The sequence below is a fragment of the Anaerobacillus sp. CMMVII genome (genome assembly GCF_025377685.1).
Taxonomy (GTDB): domain Bacteria; phylum Bacillota; class Bacilli; order Bacillales; family Anaerobacillaceae; genus Anaerobacillus.
The window spans coordinates 709,201-726,657 of sequence record NZ_JACEHK010000001.1 but is presented as its reverse complement, the minus strand read 5'-3'; the positions used below and the strand labels follow the sequence as shown (position 1 = coordinate 726,657).

The following is a 17,457-nucleotide window of genomic DNA, read 5'->3' as shown; positions in this document are numbered from 1 at the left end:
ATTTTTCGCAATAAGCGGCGAATATCTTCGTCGCCTTCATTCCTCAATCATCCTCATGTACGGTTTATGTACACTCCGGCGATTGACTCAATCGGCTCCTCGATCTTCTTGCTTCTTTCGAAAAATTACCTGTTAAAAGGATTTTACGTCGAATTGAATTCTTGACTACTCAAGTTTACTCATAAAGTTTTTACAAACTTTCCGGTAAAACTTAAATGTGTTAGTTGTTATCTAGTTTTCAAGGAACAAGTCGGCAATTGATAAGCGGCGAATTTCTTCGTCAGCTTCACTCGTCAATCATCCTCATGTACGTCTATGTACACTCCGGTGATTGTCTCGTTCGCTTCCTCGAACTTCTTGCTTCTAAATTGCCTCCGGTTTAAAGTAGTAACTTATTTAAAGCTTCATTACGAATTGCTTTCACAACTCAAAACTTTAAACTATACACTCTAAACTATTTAGTTGAGAGATCATTCTCTCAAAACTGAAACACAGCGTCAGCGTACTTTTCCTAAGAAAAGCATCGACTAGAGTTTTAACTCCATAGAAAGGAGGTGATCCAGCCGCACCTTCCGATACGGCTACCTTGTTACGACTTCACCCCAATCATCTGTCCCACCTTAGGCGGCTGGCTCCATAAAGGTTACCCCACCGACTTCGGGTGTTACAAACTCTCGTGGTGTGACGGGCGGTGTGTACAAGGCCCGGGAACGTATTCACCGCGGCATGCTGATCCGCGATTACTAGCAATTCCGGCTTCATGTAGGCGAGTTGCAGCCTACAATCCGAACTGAGAATGGCTTTATGGGATTGGCTCAACCTCGCGGTTTTGCTGCCCTTTGTACCATCCATTGTAGCACGTGTGTAGCCCAGGTCATAAGGGGCATGATGATTTGACGTCATCCCCACCTTCCTCCGGTTTGTCACCGGCAGTCACCTTAGAGTGCCCAACTGAATGCTGGCAACTAAGATCAAGGGTTGCGCTCGTTGCGGGACTTAACCCAACATCTCACGACACGAGCTGACGACAACCATGCACCACCTGTCACTTTGTCCCCCGAAGGGGAAAGCCCTATCTCTAGGGTTGTCAAAGGATGTCAAGACCTGGTAAGGTTCTTCGCGTTGCTTCGAATTAAACCACATGCTCCACTGCTTGTGCGGGCCCCCGTCAATTCCTTTGAGTTTCAACCTTGCGGTCGTACTCCCCAGGCGGAGTGCTTAATGTGTTAACTTCGGCACTAAGGGCATCGAAACCCCTAACACCTAGCACTCATCGTTTACGGCGTGGACTACCAGGGTATCTAATCCTGTTTGCTCCCCACGCTTTCGCGCCTCAGCGTCAGTTACAGACCAGAGAGTCGCCTTCGCCACTGGTGTTCCTCCATATATCTACGCATTTCACCGCTACACATGGAATTCCACTCTCCTCTTCTGCACTCAAGTTTCCCAGTTTCCAATGACCCTCCACGGTTGAGCCGTGGGCTTTCACATCAGACTTAAGAGACCGCCTGCGCGCGCTTTACGCCCAATAATTCCGGACAACGCTTGCCACCTACGTATTACCGCGGCTGCTGGCACGTAGTTAGCCGTGGCTTTCTGGTTAGGTACCGTCAAGGTACCGCCCTATTTGAACGGTACTTGTTCTTCCCTAACAACAGAACTTTACGACCCGAAGGCCTTCATCGTTCACGCGGCGTTGCTCCGTCAGACTTTCGTCCATTGCGGAAGATTCCCTACTGCTGCCTCCCGTAGGAGTCTGGGCCGTGTCTCAGTCCCAGTGTGGCCGATCACCCTCTCAGGTCGGCTACGCATCGTCGCCTTGGTAAGCCATTACCTTACCAACTAGCTAATGCGCCGCGGGCCCATCCTGTAGTGTTAGGTAAACCCAACTTTTACTTTCGAGCCATGTGACTCAAAAGATTATCCGGTATTAGCTTCGGTTTCCCGAAGTTATCCCAGTCTACAGGGCAGGTTGCCCACGTGTTACTCACCCGTCCGCCGCTAACAATTGAGAGCAAGCTCTCAATTGTCCGCTCGACTTGCATGTATTAGGCACGCCGCCAGCGTTCGTCCTGAGCCAGGATCAAACTCTCCATAAAAGTGTTTGATATAGCTCAAAAAATTTATTACATTGACGAGATATTTACTATCTCTTTAATTCGCTTGGCTGTGTGTTCAGTTTTCAAAGAACGATATGTCGTTTCAGCGACAGGTTTTTATTATATCAATATAATTTCAACCCGTCAACAAGTTTTTAATACTTGTTTGTCAGTCACTTAAATCAGCGACTTTATTAATATAACATTTATCGATTTCAAAGTCAATAACGCGGAAAATGTTTTTTCGAGATATGAACTTTGAAAGGGCGACGTCGTTTTTAGCGACAAAATTTATTATATCACTTTCATCAACAAAGTCAATCCCTTTCGACTAAAAAGTTATTTTACAAAGTAATAACGCAAGTAAACATCTTCAACACCTGTTTCTACCTTAACTATATCTACAATTCCCTTTTGAACTAAATATTCTATTAGACCCACTAAATCGGCGCCATATTCCTTTAATTCATGATGATTTAATAAACCATCAATACTCCAAGCTTCATTTTTCCCCTTCATTACTTCTATTAAATGGCTAGCACCTAATTTTGTTTTTGATGTGATCGCAAAATTATTGGCCAGTAGAATCAATTCTATTCTTTTCTTTATACTTTCCTCACCGGTAACCATTTCTTCATATAGTTTATAAATCTCCGGTTCTAATTGTTTTACTTGTTGCCATACAGTAACTTCTGGATAAATTCCATGTTCAATCACTGAAATTCTAGCTAAATGATGCAGGGAGTGAAGAATCGAATTAAATGCATCTAAATAATGACCATTATTAAATAATTGCTTTCCTTGGGAGTATCTATTTATTAGCTTAGAAAATTCAACTGCAATTTTGTATTTCCTATTACAGATTGGAAATTCTTCAATGCTTCTTCTAAGTTCGGTTATAAAACAATCCGACTCCTCGAGAATTGTGCCGTTCATTATCCAATCTACGAGACGACGGTTTTGCCCATTTATTAAACTTAGAGAGATTTGGGGTTCATTAACAACTTGGAACTCAACTGATTTATTCCCTATTGTAAAGTGCATTAACTTCTCCTGCACTTCTACCTGACTTGTAATTTTAATCAACAAAATATCAAGCTCTAGGTTACTATCATTGTGAAACTCTTTATCGACTACTAACATACCTAGTGTATGTTCATCTATTAGTTCTCGTTCTGTTAAGACTTTCATTATTTGCTCCACAAATATTCCTCCTTAGCAACCTTTCTTACAAATTAATTGTTCGACAAAATTCAACTCAAACCCTCTAACCACACAAATAAAATTCGTGTAAAATTGTGATTTGAAGATTTCTATTAACTCAACTATTTATCATTTCCAGTATCACAATTGTTTGTGCTATACTTTATAAATGTATAAAACACATGTTTATCGGAGGTCATAGGTGTGGCATTTAAATACAGTAGCAAAATAAATAAATTTCGAACGATTGCACTTTCCCTTGTCTTTATTGGGATTATCATTATGTATGGAGGCATTTTCTTTCAAACCTCTCCTTTATTAATGACTATCTTTATGGTCCTAGGGTTCCTTTCTATCATCATTAGTACAATCATCTATTTTTGGGTCGGCATGATATCCACAAAAACAGTACAAGTTGTTTGCCCTAGTTGTGGAAAATCAACAAAAATGCTTGGTCGAGTTGATGCTTGCATGTACTGTGACGAACCACTTACTCTTGATAAGAACCTCGAAGGAAAAGAATTCAATTTAAAATACAATCGTGAAAAATAGTATAAAAAAGAAGTGCTCTCAACTAAATGAGGCACTTCTTTTTTATATAGGAAAGTAAACTGTTTTTGTACTTGATGTCTAGCGCAATCGCCCAACCCCTCGAGGTCAAATAACCTTCCAAACAAAAGTGAAAAAGCCACTTTTGGTTGGAAGAACATTTGCTAGTCGGGGTTTAACAGGCCGCTTGCGCTTTTCTTATTAATGTTGTTCTTTTTTCGAACATTCTGTACAAGTACCGTAAATCTCCATGCGATGATTACTAACCTTAAAGCCCGTCACATGTTCAGCTAATGTTTCTACTTCATCCAACCCTGGATAATGAAAATCTACAATTTTTTCACAATTTTCACAGATTACATGATAGTGATCAGTTGTAACACTGTCGAACCTACTTGATGAATCACCGTACGTCAATTCTCTGACTAGACCAACATCTTTAAAAACACGTAAGTTGTTGTACACAGTAGCTACACTCATATTAGGGAACTTCCCTTCCAGCGCTTTATAGATTTCATCCGCTGTAGGGTGAGTAAAAGAATTAATCAAATACTCTAATATGGCATGACGTTGAGGTGTCATACGAACTTTCGTACTTTTTAAAGAGTCAAGTGCTTCTTGCAGACGATGGGTCATATAACAACACCTCTCCTTAAATATAGATTCTCACTTTATAATGTTTATAAATAGTATAGTATATACTAACATTTACTGTCAATGTTAACAACACCATCATAATGAAAAATCCATATAACTGTATTTTTCCATTTAATATCCTTTTTCTAGATCGACTTGATTTATATATTCGTTACTACCTTTTAGAAACAACTCTAGGTTTTTTTCAAAAATCTCCATCGCTCTAGGTTGATATTGAGCTGATATCCCAGATAAGTGTGGGGTCACCGTAACGTTTTCCATATCCCAAAACGGATGATCCTTTGGTAGAGGTTCGTACTCAAAGACATCCAATACCGCATGGGCAATTTTCCCAGAGTTTAATGCCGCAATTAAATCTTGCTCATTTACATTTTTACCTCTACCAATATTAATGAAAATCACATTTTCCTTCATTTGATCAAATATCGCTTTATTTAGTAATCCATCAGTTTCAGGAGTACTTGGTAAGACTGAAACAATAAAATCACTTTTTTCTAATAGGTCGTTGATCGTTTTCATTGTCACCATCTCATCAAACATTTCAACCCTTTTCCCACTACGGTTTAAACCGATCGTTTTCATCTGAAAGACTTGGGCATACTTTGCTATTTGAGTACCTATCGCCCCCGCACCGAGAACACCAAGAGTTTTACCATGTAGTTCAGTCATTGAAACTGTTCGATCCCATAGATGCTTTTCTTCATTTTTAATTAGTAGTTTTGCTTGCCTTGCCACTTGAAGGATCATTGCCATTGTATACTCAGCCATTGGAATTTTGTGAATGCCTTTCGCATTCGTCACCAAAATCCCTTTTTCCTTGATTGATGGAAATGGCATACGATCTAATCCAGCCGAAATGACCATAATCCATTTTAAATTTGTTGATTTATTTATTATTTCATCATTCAAATCTTCTCCATATGTAATTAAAACGTCTGCATTTACTAACTCAGACATCGATTCATGAATATCTTTAAAAAATAAAATTCTTGTTCTGGAAAATTTCTGATTAAACGTTCCTTTATGAATGTTTTTAGCTTTGCTGATGAAACGATCTTCATGGATAATCCCCCCTTAGATAAAAAAAAGGCGAGAATAAGTTCATTCTCGCAAAAATTGTTTGAGTAGGTAGTAAAACATCTTTCATAATGTATCTATATTCCTAATTATCGAAAGCGTATAGACAGACGTCTTGATAAAAAAAATATTTTAATGAATATCATAATTCATTATTTTGGCTATTAAGTTCTATATGTAGTTGCGTAAAACCATTCGCAACTACATATAGTTTGATATAGCTTGATTAAAGTAATTATGAAATTCACTCTTATTAAAGATTTTCTTTAATGAACTCTAACGCCTCGATAACATGGTCTTTAACCTTCACTTTACGCCATTCTTTCACAATCGTTCCTTCAGCATCAATGATGAACGTTGAACGCTCGATTCCCATATATTCTTTTCCGAAGTTTTTCTTTAGTTTCCAAACGTCGTACGCCTCAGCTAACTGATGATCAATATCCGCCAGCAACAAAAATGGAAGACCGTGTTTTTCAATAAACTTATCGTGGCGGTCTAACGGATCCGGACTAACTCCCAAAACAACCGCGTTCACCTCTTCAAAGTTTTTATGCTGATCACGAAAATCACACGCTTGGGTCGTACACCCAGGTGTCATATCTTTCGGATAGAAATATAAGACCACGTTCTTCCCTCGAAAATCAGAAAGCTTAACCTCTTTACCATTGCTTGCCTCACATGAAAAATCTGGCGCCAACTGCCCAACCTCTACCGTCATCAATTACCCCTCCATCAGTTAAGTAATGAATTGCTACGAAGCGTTGCCCGTAGCAACTCTACACTATACACTTTAAACTCTACACTTACTAAGGGTAACCAATCTTATCCATTTGTACAACTAGTTTGCCTTTACTTTCTCCTTAAAATGAAAAACAGTAGAAACTACAAAAGCCGTTGGTAGCAAATAACCAAAAAATGCCTCAAGCATAGCAATCCAGCGGCCGATTCCTAAAGGCGTAATATCTCCATACCCTACCGATAAAATCGTTACCGAACTAAAATACATCGCATCCTCAAGGAGATGAAAAAAGGAACCACCAACCTCATAATTCCCTTCAGTCAAAACTTTCACATTCAGTAATTCTAGCGAAATGTAAATACATCCAAACCCTACTGCAACTGTCACATAAACTAGCAACAAGATAAAAAAGTTACGAATGGAAAGTTGCTTCCCATGAAAAATTGGCCTACTTTTTAATAAAAGTAACACACTCATGATAATCCCAACTACAGCGACAATCATCACTAGAAAAAGTAGTATATCACCCATAAAAAAACCACCTCTCCAAATTGTATGAAGAAGTAGCTCTTTTTAGGACATGCAAAGGTTAGTTACCAGCGCCACGATATTTTTTTACACCTGTATTCCAGAGGATCACGGCGATTGATAAGAAGACGACGCCCATGACCGGTGTTAAAAAAGCATACGAATACCACTCTTCCCTATTCAGGAAATAAGCTGCAGGATAAACCCCTACAAAGGCGAATGGTAAAATCCATGTTAAAATATACCGAATTACACGATGATAGATATCCACTGGATAGCGTCCGTAGTTTCCGATATTGTACATCATCGGCATAATATCTGTTCTACTATCTGACCAAAATCCGATGCTTGCAAGCGAGATGAAAATCCCCGCATAAATAAAAGCCCCACCGATAACCATCGCAATAAAAATAAACAGATCATACCAAGCTAACGTAATTCCTAAATTGATCCCAGCATAATACATGATCGCTAAACCAGTAATTACACCAAAAAGCGATTCAAGTTCCATCCGTTCCATAATAATCTGAAAAAGACTATGGATCGGACGAGTTAAAACACGATCCATCTCTCCTTTAACAATATAACGATCATTAAAATCCCAGATATTAAAGAAAGCAGAAAATAACGCGTACGGCACGAGGAAGAAACCATAGATAAAAATAATTTCTTCACGGCTCCAACCACTTAGTAATGTGGTGTGCCCAAAAACTACTAAGATAAACACCAGGTTTACCGCTTGAAACAATAAATCTGAAAATATTTCTACTACCGTATCTGCACGGTAGGCAAGCCTTGTTTTCAAATACTGCGAGGCGTACTGAAAGAAAATTGAAATATAAAACATCCTTAGCCCCCCTGTACGATTAATTGTTTTCTTGCCAATATCCATAATAATTGGATCGGTATTAACAAGATCAATGCCCAAAATGCTTGTAAAGCAACCGCCGTATAAATGGCACTTCCAACAAACCCCTCTGTAAAAATCATACTCGGGATATAACTAATCGCTTGAAATGGTAAGTACGTCATAATTGACTGGGCCCATAAAGGATAAAAAGAGATTGGTAGCAATAATCCTGAAAAAAGATCAATAACCACTCTTTTCGCCCTAATTAACCCTGAATTATTAAATAAGAAAAATGTCATAATGCCAGTTAGCAAGTTTATCTGTGTATTGATGATAAAACTAAATACTAATGAGATAAAAAAGAAACCCCAAGTTGCGATATTCGCCGAAAAGCTGATCGGAAATAAAAACATCACAATCACCATGCCCGGTATCGAAAAAAACAACAACCGGAATACACCTTCACCAAGACCTTGCATTGTCTTCATGCCTAGGTAGTTATAGGGACGAATCATTTCGATGGCAACTTTCCCATCTTTAATTTCATTGGCGATTTCTCGATCAATATTATTAAAATAAAACGCTCTCGCCATCCAGGCAACGGCGATATACGTTGTCATTTGAATGACAGACAACCCTTGAATATCTTCTTTTCCACCGTAGATAGCCGTCCATAAAAAATAATATGCTGCAATATTAATACTATAGATTAAAATTCCACTATAATAATTCGTCCGATACGCCAGCATCATTAAAAAGCGCACGCGGATCATCTCAAAGTATTGACTCATGAAGTAGCCATTCCTTCTTCATATATTTTTCGAATAATTTCTTCTGTTGAAATTTCATTAATTCTTACGTTTTTTATTAAGTTTCTTTGGACGACTGCACTAATTAATTCTGACACAGCTCTTTCATTTCCATCAACTTTAGCAAGCCAAGTGGTAGCATCTTTTTGTTCCCAATGAACACGAATATCTCTAGGAAGGTCCGCTACCTCTGACAAAAATTGAAATTCAACTTGCTTCCCTTCTACAGCATTCGCCTGTAGTTGATCAAGCCTTCCATCATAGACAATTTTTCCTTCATCTAATAACACAACTCGTTCGCAAAGCGCCTCGATATCTGTTAGATCATGAGTCGTCAGCAAAATCGTCGTTTTATATGTTTCGTTTATTTCCTTAAGAAATTTCCTGATTTTTAACTTAACTAACACGTCTAATCCAATTGTCGGTTCATCCAAAAATAACAATGGCGGATTATGTATTAAAGCGGCAGCTAATTCACAACGCATCCGTTGACCTAATGACAGCTTCCGAACTGGCTTGTCTAACAATGGACCGATATCTAACGTTTCGATTACGTGCCCCATGTGATTTTTATAATCTTCATCAGAAACACGGTACACTTTTTTTAATAAACGAAACGATTCTTGAACAGCAATATCCCACCAGAGCTGAGAACGTTGACCAAATACAACCCCAATCGTCCGCACAAATTCTTCACGCTGCCTATGTGGGTCCATTCCATTGACAATAACTGATCCAGCAGTTGGCGTAAGGATTCCCGTTAACATTTTAATCGTTGTAGACTTTCCAGCGCCATTTTCACCAATGTAGCCGACCATTTCACCTTGCTTGATCGTTAGGGAAATATCATCAACCGCTGCAAGCACTTTATAATTTCTCGTTAGTAAATCACGAAACGCCCCTGATAAACCAGAGCGACTAGAATACGATTTAAATTCTTTTCGTAAATTTTGAACCTCGATTACATTCATTTCTGATCATTCCCTCTCATAATTTCAGCCTATATAGTTTACCTCTAACGATCTTTTCCAGCAAGTGTAACACGATTAATTGTGGGAAAGCTAACTACTAATTATGCTTTCAGAGAGGTGTTCACAATTAGAAAGGTTATCATTTTTACCATTTTATTTGTTGGATTTTTGGCCGGTTATTCGGCTCTTCATACGGTTGATTTCACAAAACAAGACTCCAAACATCTTGAACCAACTGAAAAAATTCAAGCATACGAAAAAGAAGGTACTAACACTTCAACTAGAAGTGAAACAAAGCCTTTTACAATAAAAAAGACACCTAAGCCACTTTCCATTCTTCTATTTGGCGTCGATCGAGCAAAAGATGAAACGTACGGTCGTTCCGATTCAATTATGCTTGCTTTAGTTCAACCGACCACGAAGGAATTGATGCTAATGTCGATCCCTAGAGACACCTATATCGATATTCCGGGACACGGTAGCCACAAATTAAATCGTTCCTTTCAATTAGGCGGACCAGAGTTAACGAGACAAACCGTTTCAAATTGGCTCAACTTTGAAATCAATGAAACTGCTTCTATCGACTATGCAAATTTCGAGAAGATGATTGATTTAATTGGTGGAATTGAAATAGATGTAGACCGCCGCATGGCCCATAACGAATTTGTGATTGAAGAAGGGTTACAGACCCTATCAGGCAAAGAGGCTCTTTTCTATGTACGCTTTCGAAAAAGTTTAGACGGAAATCATGATAGCGACTATAAAAGAACCGAGCGCCAGCGACAACTATTAACAAAATTAACAAATGAACTATTAAAGACTCGCTCCTTTAAAGAGTCTTTTTCCTTACTTAGATCACTATTTAAAACCGTTGACACAACCTTGTCTTTGCAACAAATTATCACGTATGGTCGACACTACTCCGATTTTTCTTCTGAAAACATTAAAACTTTGTCGATCACCGGTGAAGGCCAGCACCTCGATGGCCTTTGGTACGAAATCATCCCAGACCATGAATTAGAGGAGAAAAAGCAGTTGATCCATGAGTTTATGATTGGCGGGGTAGATTAGCTTTGAAGCTAGTTTAGAGTGTAGAGTGTAGAGTCGAGAGTTTGTGAGGGGAGCGCTTCGAAGCACTTTCTTTCAATAACTCTACACTTTAAACTCTACACTCTACACTCAAAAGTGCTACAATACACTTATCTTTTGTAAAGTTAGGGAGGATATTTGAAATGGAACGGACACAATCGGATCTATTATATAAGGAAGCGCAATTACATATTGTTGGGGGTGTAAATAGTCCCTCTCGTTCGTATAAAGGAATTGGCGGCGGTACGCCAATTTTTATGGAAAAAGCGAAAGGTGCTTACTTTTGGGACGTGGATGGCAATAAGTATATTGACTATTTAGCTGCTTATGGGCCAATTATTACTGGACATGCTCACCCACATATTACAGAGGCAATTACCACAGCTGCTGAAAACGGTGTTTTATACGGGACTCCTACTAGTCTTGAGATTACGTTTGCAAAAATGTTAAAAGAAGCAATACCTTCTATGGAAAAGGTACGCTTTGTAAATTCAGGAACTGAAGCTGTCATGACAACCATCCGAGTTGCCCGAGCTTATACTGGTCGTGATAAGATTATCAAATTTGCTGGCTGTTACCATGGCCATTCTGACCTCGTATTAGTAGCCGCTGGTTCAGGACCTTCAACTCTTGGAACCCCAGATTCTGCTGGTGTTCCCAAAAGTATTGCTAAGGAAGTCATTACGGTGCCTTTTAACGACATTGAAGCCTATGACCAAGCACTTCAAAAGTGGGGCAATGAAATCGCCGCCGTCTTAGTTGAACCAATTGTCGGTAACTTCGGAATCGTTGAACCACATCCAGGCTTTTTAGAGCAGGTAAATGAACTTACCCATAAAGCTGGAGCTCTTGTCATTTATGATGAAGTGATCACTGCGTTTCGTTTCATGTACGGTGGAGCTCAAAACTTATTAGGAGTTGAGCCAGACATCACCGCACTCGGAAAGATCATTGGTGGTGGCCTACCAATTGGAGCTTACGGTGGAAAAAAAGAAATTATGGAACAAGTAGCACCTTTAGGGCCTGCTTACCAAGCAGGAACAATGGCTGGTAACCCAGCGTCAATTAGCGCAGGAATTGCATGTCTTGAAGTTCTGCAAAAGCCTGGGGTTTATGAGAAATTAGATCAGTTAGGTGAAAATTAGAAGTCGGAATTGCCGCACTAGCTAAAACATATCAAGTTCCTATTACGATTAATCGCTTAAAGGGTGCCTTAACGATCTATTTTACTACGGAGAAAATTACTAATTATGAAATGGCCGAACAAACCGATGGGAAAATGTTTGCGAAGTTCTTCAAACACATCATTAATGAAGGGATAAATCTCGCTCCTTCAAAATACGAAGCATGGTTCTTAACTACAGAACATACGGAAGAAGATATTACCTATACATTAAAGGCTGTAGAAAATGCATTTAAAGCTTTAAAAAGTGAATAATTATACAAAAATACCAACCCTGAAGAATTAATATTCTTCGGGGTTGTTTTAGTAAACAATTGAAAACGCTTGCATTTATTGCGTTCTTCTGACATGATTTTACATCAAATCGTTGAATACTATATCCAATAAGATGAATGAATTATTTGATTTATTCGATAACTCGTTGTATACTTGTTTTATAATTATGACGTTTTTTCGATCAATTGTGATGAAATTAATGCCGAAAAAGCATTGATTACCAATTTTATCTACGATTTAGTGAATTTTATCGTAGTTGCAAATGAAAATAATGAATTATGTTATTCATTAACTTAGAAACAGCAAGGATGTATATTTTTTACTGGGAGGTGAAGGTCAGTAGTTCTGACCAAAGAGATGAAAATGAAATGGAGTCCTGAAAACTTTACAGGTTTTAAAAACGAAGAACATGATAGCTGTGGAATTGTTTCCGCCATTGAAAAGAAACGTATCCCGACGAAAAAGAATATCGATGACTGTATTGATGCCCTGGTAAAAATGAACCACCGTGCTGGGTTTATTAATGATGAAGGTGATGGTGTGGGGATCCACATTGATATTCCGCGTGCCCTTTGGAAAGAGAAACTCCAAGATAAGGCGGAACTAGTTGATAACTCGAGTTTCGTTGTTGGTCATTTCTTTATTAAAAAGGATATAGACGTTGAAAAAGCAAAAGAAACGATTCAAGGTCATTTTTCAGAAGCTAACTTTGAGATCCTCTATGAATCCGACCAGGTGACAAACTCAGATGCATTAGGTCCTATGGGACGTCGTGAAGAGCCGTGCTTTTGGCAGGTCGCACTAATTCCCACGGAGCCGATTGCAAATCTTTCTAGTAATCTATTTGATTTGGTTATTGAGATTGAGAAAAACGTAAATGTTCATGTCGCATCCCTTAGTCAGTACCATGCCGTATATAAAGTACTAGGTGCTGGAGATATCCTTCCTAAATTTTATCAAGATTTAGCTAATCCTTTAGTAGCTTCGACAATGACTTTAGGTCATAACCGCTACTCAACCAATACTTTATCTAACTTTTTCCGTGTTCAACCCTTTAGTGTCATTGGCCATAATGGTGAAATAAATACGATTGCAAGGCTTCGTGATGAAGCAGCAATGCTTGGTGTTCCTCTTGTCGATGGCGCAAGTGACTCACAAGATTTAAGTCGTACCCTTGATTTTTTCATTTCTAAGCAAAACTACTCTTTATTTGAAGCTCTTGAAATTATGTTTCCACCAATTATTAATGAAATTAAAGCGTTTCCTGAACATTTACAAGATTTATATAGTTACATTCGTGAAGCTTGGGGGCATTTCGCTCAAGGTCCTGCTGGGATCATCTCTCGCTTCGGTGATGAAGCAGCATTCTCCCTTGACTCATTAGGCTTACGTCCTCTTTGGATGATTGAGAATGAAAGTTCTTATTATTTTTCATCTGAACAAGGAATCCTTTCGTCAAGCGAGTTTGTTTCAGAACCAAAACCTCTTGCTCCTGGTGAAAAAGTAGGCTTGAAATGGAAAGCGGACGATACTATTCAGGTCTTCTATCATGACGAAGTCCAAGAAGAAGTTTATGAGCGCATGAAGAAACGTTTAAATGTTGCGGGAAGTCGTACCCGTCTGACAACAACCGTAGAAAAAGTTAAGACCCCACACAAAATGAAAGTGAAAGTATCAAACAATTATTACGCTGCTTTTGGATGGGATCGCGAACATATTCAAATGGTTGAGCAAATGGCCGAAAAAGGTGTAGAGCCAATTCGCTCATTAGGGCATGATGCTCCGTTAGCTGCCCTTGATCAAGGTCGAAAAAATCTAGCCGACTTTATTAAAGAAAGTGTTGCAGTTGTAACGAACCCAGCAATTGACCGTGATCGTGAAATGGAACATTTCTCAACGAGAGTGGTTGTTGGAAAGCGTCCATCACCTTTTCATAATACTGATTTTCATGTCGTTGAACTTGCTTCGCCACTACTCGTTGAAGGTTCACCTGGTGAATTATTAGCAACTGAAGAGCAACACCCTTCTTATGAACAAGTTCTCGAGGCCTTTAAGAACAAGGGCAAACCTATTACCTAGCCCTTTCTTTCTCAAAAGAGGAGACAATCCATGATGCACTAGCTCGCCTTGTCAATGAGGCTACCTCTGCAATTGAAAATGGAGCTGCCCTCCTAGTACTTGATGATGAAAAAGCTCATAATGGTGACCAATTATGGTTAGACCCTCACTTAGCAGTCTCAGCCATAGATCAAGGTTTAACAGAGCAACAATTGCGTCGTTGCTGTTCACTTGTCGTTCGCTCCGGGAGCATTCGATCTCTCCACGATATCGCTGTATTGTTTGGGTTAGGCGCAGATGTTGTGAACCCTTACCTGATGTTTGCGACAGTCGTAGAACAAAGTGATGCATCAGCTGTTAAGCTCTTTACAGCTTTAAATAAAGGTCTAGAAAAGGTTATCTCTACTCTTGGGATCCATGAACTTCGTGGCTATGGTCGTTTATTTTCGGCAATTGGTTTAAATAAGGAAGTCTCTGATGTCTTAAACATCGTCAATTTCCTAGGTTCAACTGAAGTAACTTATAACTTTGAGGCAATGAAGGCTGATAGTCTGGCTCGCTTTGATGATTTTAATAAAGAAAACGCGAAACCAGGGAAACTATTTCACTTTTTCCCACGGATTTGGAAGTCGATCGGTGATCTTTCAAGTGGGGCTGCTTCATACGAAGACTATAAAAATAAATTAGAAGAACAAGAGTTAAAAAATCCAATTTCAATTCGCCACTTAACAGACTTAATCCGTTCTGAAAAACCATTGAACCCTGAAGAAGTCGATATTGGCGTTAAAACACATAGTCTTCCGTTTATGATTTCATCAATGTCCTTTGGTTCACAAAATGAAATTGCTTTTAGAGCCTATGCTGAAGCGGCTGAACGCTTAAATATGATTTCGTTTAATGGTGAAGGTGGAGAAATTAAAGATATGTTAGGAAAATACCCGAACACAAGAGGTCAACAAGTTGCCTCCGGTCGTTTTGGGGTGAATGTAGAACTATTAAATTCTACTAATTTAATAGAATTGAAGATTGGTCAAGGGGCGAAACCAGGTGAAGGTGGACACTTACCAGGCTCAAAAGTAACCGCTAAAGTAGCTGCTGCTCGTAATGCGACAACTGGTTCAGATTTAATCTCGCCATCGAACAATCATGATATCTATTCAATTGAAGATTTAGCACAAATTATTACTGAATTCAAAACGGCCAATGATCAGGCTAAGGTTGCTGTAAAAGTACCAATTGTTCCAAACATCGGAACGATTGCCGTCGGGATTGCGAAAGCCGGAGCTGATTACATTACATTAAGTGGTTTTGATGGTGGAACGGGGGCTGCTCGTGTTCATGCTCTTCAACACGTTGGCTTACCAATTGAAATTGGTGTCAAAGCTGCTCACAACGCTCTGATTGAGGCTGGGTTACGAAATTCTGTTGAACTATGGGCTGACGGCGGCATGCGCAGTGCGCTTGACGTTATGAAGGTTATCTTATTAGGAGCAAACCGCGTTGGTTTTGGTACACTTGCGATGATTGCTGTTGGTTGTACAACTTGCCGCGGTTGTCATCTAGACACTTGTCATGTTGGTATTGCTACGCAAATTGAGACTGAGGCACAGGCCAAAGAGCATGGACTACGTCGTTTCGTCCCACGTCAATTTGATCTAGCCGTGCAAGGCTTAACCAACTTATTTACTGCCTTTGGTAAGGAATTGCAAGTTCTAACAGCTGCCCTTGGAGCGAAAAGAACTCAAGATCTTGTTGGACGTTCCGATTTACTTGAACAAACTCGCGGCAAAGAACTTATGAATTTATCTAGCATGTTAGAAACGCTAGCTGTTACTGACATTTCTCAATATGAGGCTCAAAAGCAAATTGAAGAAGGACGTTTAGCGGTTGCTGTAGGAGCTGAGTACTTAGATAACAATGTCGAAGAACTTTTACACTCTAGAGAGTTTACTAGAGTGACAGCAGAACAACGTGTACTTGGAAGTCGGGTTTCGTGTCACCGCGTTCGCGGAAAGCTTGATGGCTCCTATAAAAATCTGCCAGAAGTAACACTAAACTTTAGGGACGGCTCCATCCCTGGAAATGGACTTGGTGCCTACAATAGTACTGGAGTTGCCATTAATGTCCACGGTGGCGCCCAAGATGGCGTAGGAAAAACAAGCTTTGGTGGATCGTTTGCGATCTTAAAATCAGAAGGTTCTGATGGCAGGTATTATAACGGTTCAGTCGGTAAAGGAGCTGCTTATGGTGCTCAAAAAGGTCTCTTCATCATTCAAGGAAATGCAGATGCCCGAGCAGGCATTCGACTCTCAGGTGCAGATCTTATCATCGGTGGTCGCGTGATGAAACCGCTACGAACTGATTACTTTGCGAACATGGGTACACACGCGAACATCAAAGGCTTTGCTTTTGAATATATGACAAATGGCCGTGGGGTTGTTCTAGGTGATCCAGGACCTTGGATTTGTGCAGGGATGACTGGTGGAGTTGTCTACCTACGTCACCAACCAGAAGTAGGCTTAACAAAAACTACCTTGCAAAAACGAATTGCTAAGGGAGCAAATGTATCAATTCAACAACTATCAAATAAAGGCATTGATGATTTAACAGAGCTTTTAACCCAGTACAGAGATGTCCTTAAAGAAAATGGGCAAACAGAGGAAGCCGAGCTAATCGCCATGCTTCTCGCCGATCCTGAAGACCATTTCCTTCAAGTAATTCCAACCAAAGAACAAGCAGATCCTTCAGTTTCAACTGAATAAAGAACAAAGCGCAATCGCCCTGGGTAGCCAAGGAACTTCCTCGGGTTACCTCTCTGCTTTGCGACGAGTAACCGCAGGAGCAGATGGTTTGTTTGCGACGAGTAACCGCAGGAGCAGCGACAAGCAAATGTTCTTCGAGAAAAAAGTGTGCACTTTCACTTTTATTCTCGAAGGTTATTTGACCTCGAGGGGCTGGGCGCTGGAGCTAGACATCAACTACTAAAAACGCATATACTTTTTTTCTTATCTATGAACATAGATCAGGTTTTCCTCAGTGGATTACCTGATTTTTTTCAATTCTTAAGGCTCTTTTCTAAAACATTGCTCCTGCGGTTACTCGTCGCACAAAAAAACTTGTTGCTTTTTAACCTAAAATAATTGGAAAAATCGCTTAGCTGGAAATATCACCTTATAAATTTAGTAAGAAAAGAGCACTACTCACTAAATAAGTAGTGAAACCTTAGTATTTGGTGTAAAAATCCGGCTTTTGGGATTTTTACGAAAGCAACAAACTTTGCGAAAACTGCTATTCTTAAAAAAATAGTGAACTTAGCGAATGAAAGCGAAACCAATTACACTTTCAGGTTTTTTGTATCTTGATTGT

General features: G+C 39.5%; 10 protein-coding genes, 1 rRNA gene and 2 pseudogenes. 4 read left to right on the top strand and 9 right to left on the bottom strand.

All coding sequences use genetic code 11. The annotated features are described in order from the left end of the window. Positions 1-547: 547 nt before the first annotated feature. Positions 548-2,099: ribosomal RNA gene (locus H1D32_RS03940) — 16S ribosomal RNA — on the bottom strand. A gap of 339 nt (positions 2,100-2,438) precedes the next feature. Beyond that, entirely contained in the window at positions 2,439-3,302 is an 864-nt protein-coding gene (locus H1D32_RS03935; protein ID WP_261176846.1) for a nucleotidyltransferase-like protein, read from the bottom strand. 204 nt (positions 3,303-3,506) lie between these two features. On the opposite strand from H1D32_RS03935, the gene H1D32_RS03930 reads away from it, so the two are divergent. Next, positions 3,507-3,854: a YgzB family protein gene (locus tag H1D32_RS03930; protein WP_261176845.1), complete on the top strand. Its 348-nt coding sequence runs from the start codon at positions 3,507-3,509 to the stop codon at positions 3,852-3,854. Between the two features lie 198 nt (positions 3,855-4,052). On the opposite strand, the gene perR is transcribed toward H1D32_RS03930, so the two are convergent. The 7 genes from perR to H1D32_RS03895 all read right to left on the bottom strand — a co-directional run bounded on the left by perR (position 4,053) and on the right by H1D32_RS03895 (position 9,485). Then, the gene (gene perR, locus H1D32_RS03925; RefSeq protein ID WP_261176844.1) at positions 4,053-4,487 is read right to left on the bottom strand and encodes a peroxide-responsive transcriptional repressor PerR; all 435 of its coding nucleotides are present in this window, start codon (positions 4,485-4,487) and stop codon (positions 4,053-4,055) included. A gap of 132 nt (positions 4,488-4,619) precedes the next feature. Continuing rightward, complete coding sequence (locus H1D32_RS03920; RefSeq protein ID WP_314733334.1) at positions 4,620-5,465, bottom strand: D-2-hydroxyacid dehydrogenase; 846 nt, start codon at positions 5,463-5,465, stop codon at positions 4,620-4,622. Between the two features lie 373 nt (positions 5,466-5,838). Beyond that, positions 5,839-6,306, bottom strand: coding sequence for a thioredoxin-dependent thiol peroxidase (gene bcp / locus H1D32_RS03915; RefSeq protein WP_261176843.1), 468 nt, complete (start codon positions 6,304-6,306; stop codon positions 5,839-5,841). A gap of 120 nt (positions 6,307-6,426) precedes the next feature. Next, entirely contained in the window at positions 6,427-6,858 is a 432-nt protein-coding gene (locus tag H1D32_RS03910; protein WP_261176842.1) for a potassium channel family protein, read from the bottom strand. A gap of 58 nt (positions 6,859-6,916) precedes the next feature. Then, the gene (locus H1D32_RS03905; protein WP_261176841.1) at positions 6,917-7,702 is read right to left on the bottom strand and encodes an ABC transporter permease; all 786 of its coding nucleotides are present in this window, start codon (positions 7,700-7,702) and stop codon (positions 6,917-6,919) included. Positions 7,703-7,704: 2 nt separating this feature from the next. Further along, a complete protein-coding gene (locus H1D32_RS03900) occupies positions 7,705-8,496 on the bottom strand; it encodes an ABC transporter permease (protein WP_261176839.1) in 792 nt (263 codons plus the stop codon). After that, positions 8,493-9,485, bottom strand: a complete 993-nt coding sequence (locus tag H1D32_RS03895) for an ABC transporter ATP-binding protein (RefSeq protein ID WP_261176838.1) — start codon at positions 9,483-9,485, stop codon at positions 8,493-8,495. Before H1D32_RS03895 ends, H1D32_RS03900 begins: the two co-directional genes overlap by 4 nt. Positions 9,486-9,602: 117 nt before the next feature. Between H1D32_RS03895 and H1D32_RS03890 the strand changes: the two genes are divergently transcribed. The 3 genes and pseudogenes from H1D32_RS03890 to H1D32_RS03880 all read left to right on the top strand — a co-directional run bounded on the left by H1D32_RS03890 (position 9,603) and on the right by H1D32_RS03880 (position 16,853). Next, positions 9,603-10,556 (top strand): LCP family protein, encoded by a 954-nt coding sequence (locus H1D32_RS03890; protein ID WP_261176837.1) that lies wholly within the window; start codon positions 9,603-9,605, stop codon positions 10,554-10,556. 161 nt (positions 10,557-10,717) lie between these two features. Further along, positions 10,718-12,012: pseudogene (locus tag H1D32_RS03885) on the top strand (glutamate-1-semialdehyde 2,1-aminomutase). 378 nt (positions 12,013-12,390) lie between these two features. Next, a pseudogene (locus H1D32_RS03880) lies at positions 12,391-16,853 on the top strand (glutamate synthase-related protein). Positions 16,854-17,457 lie beyond the last annotated feature (604 nt).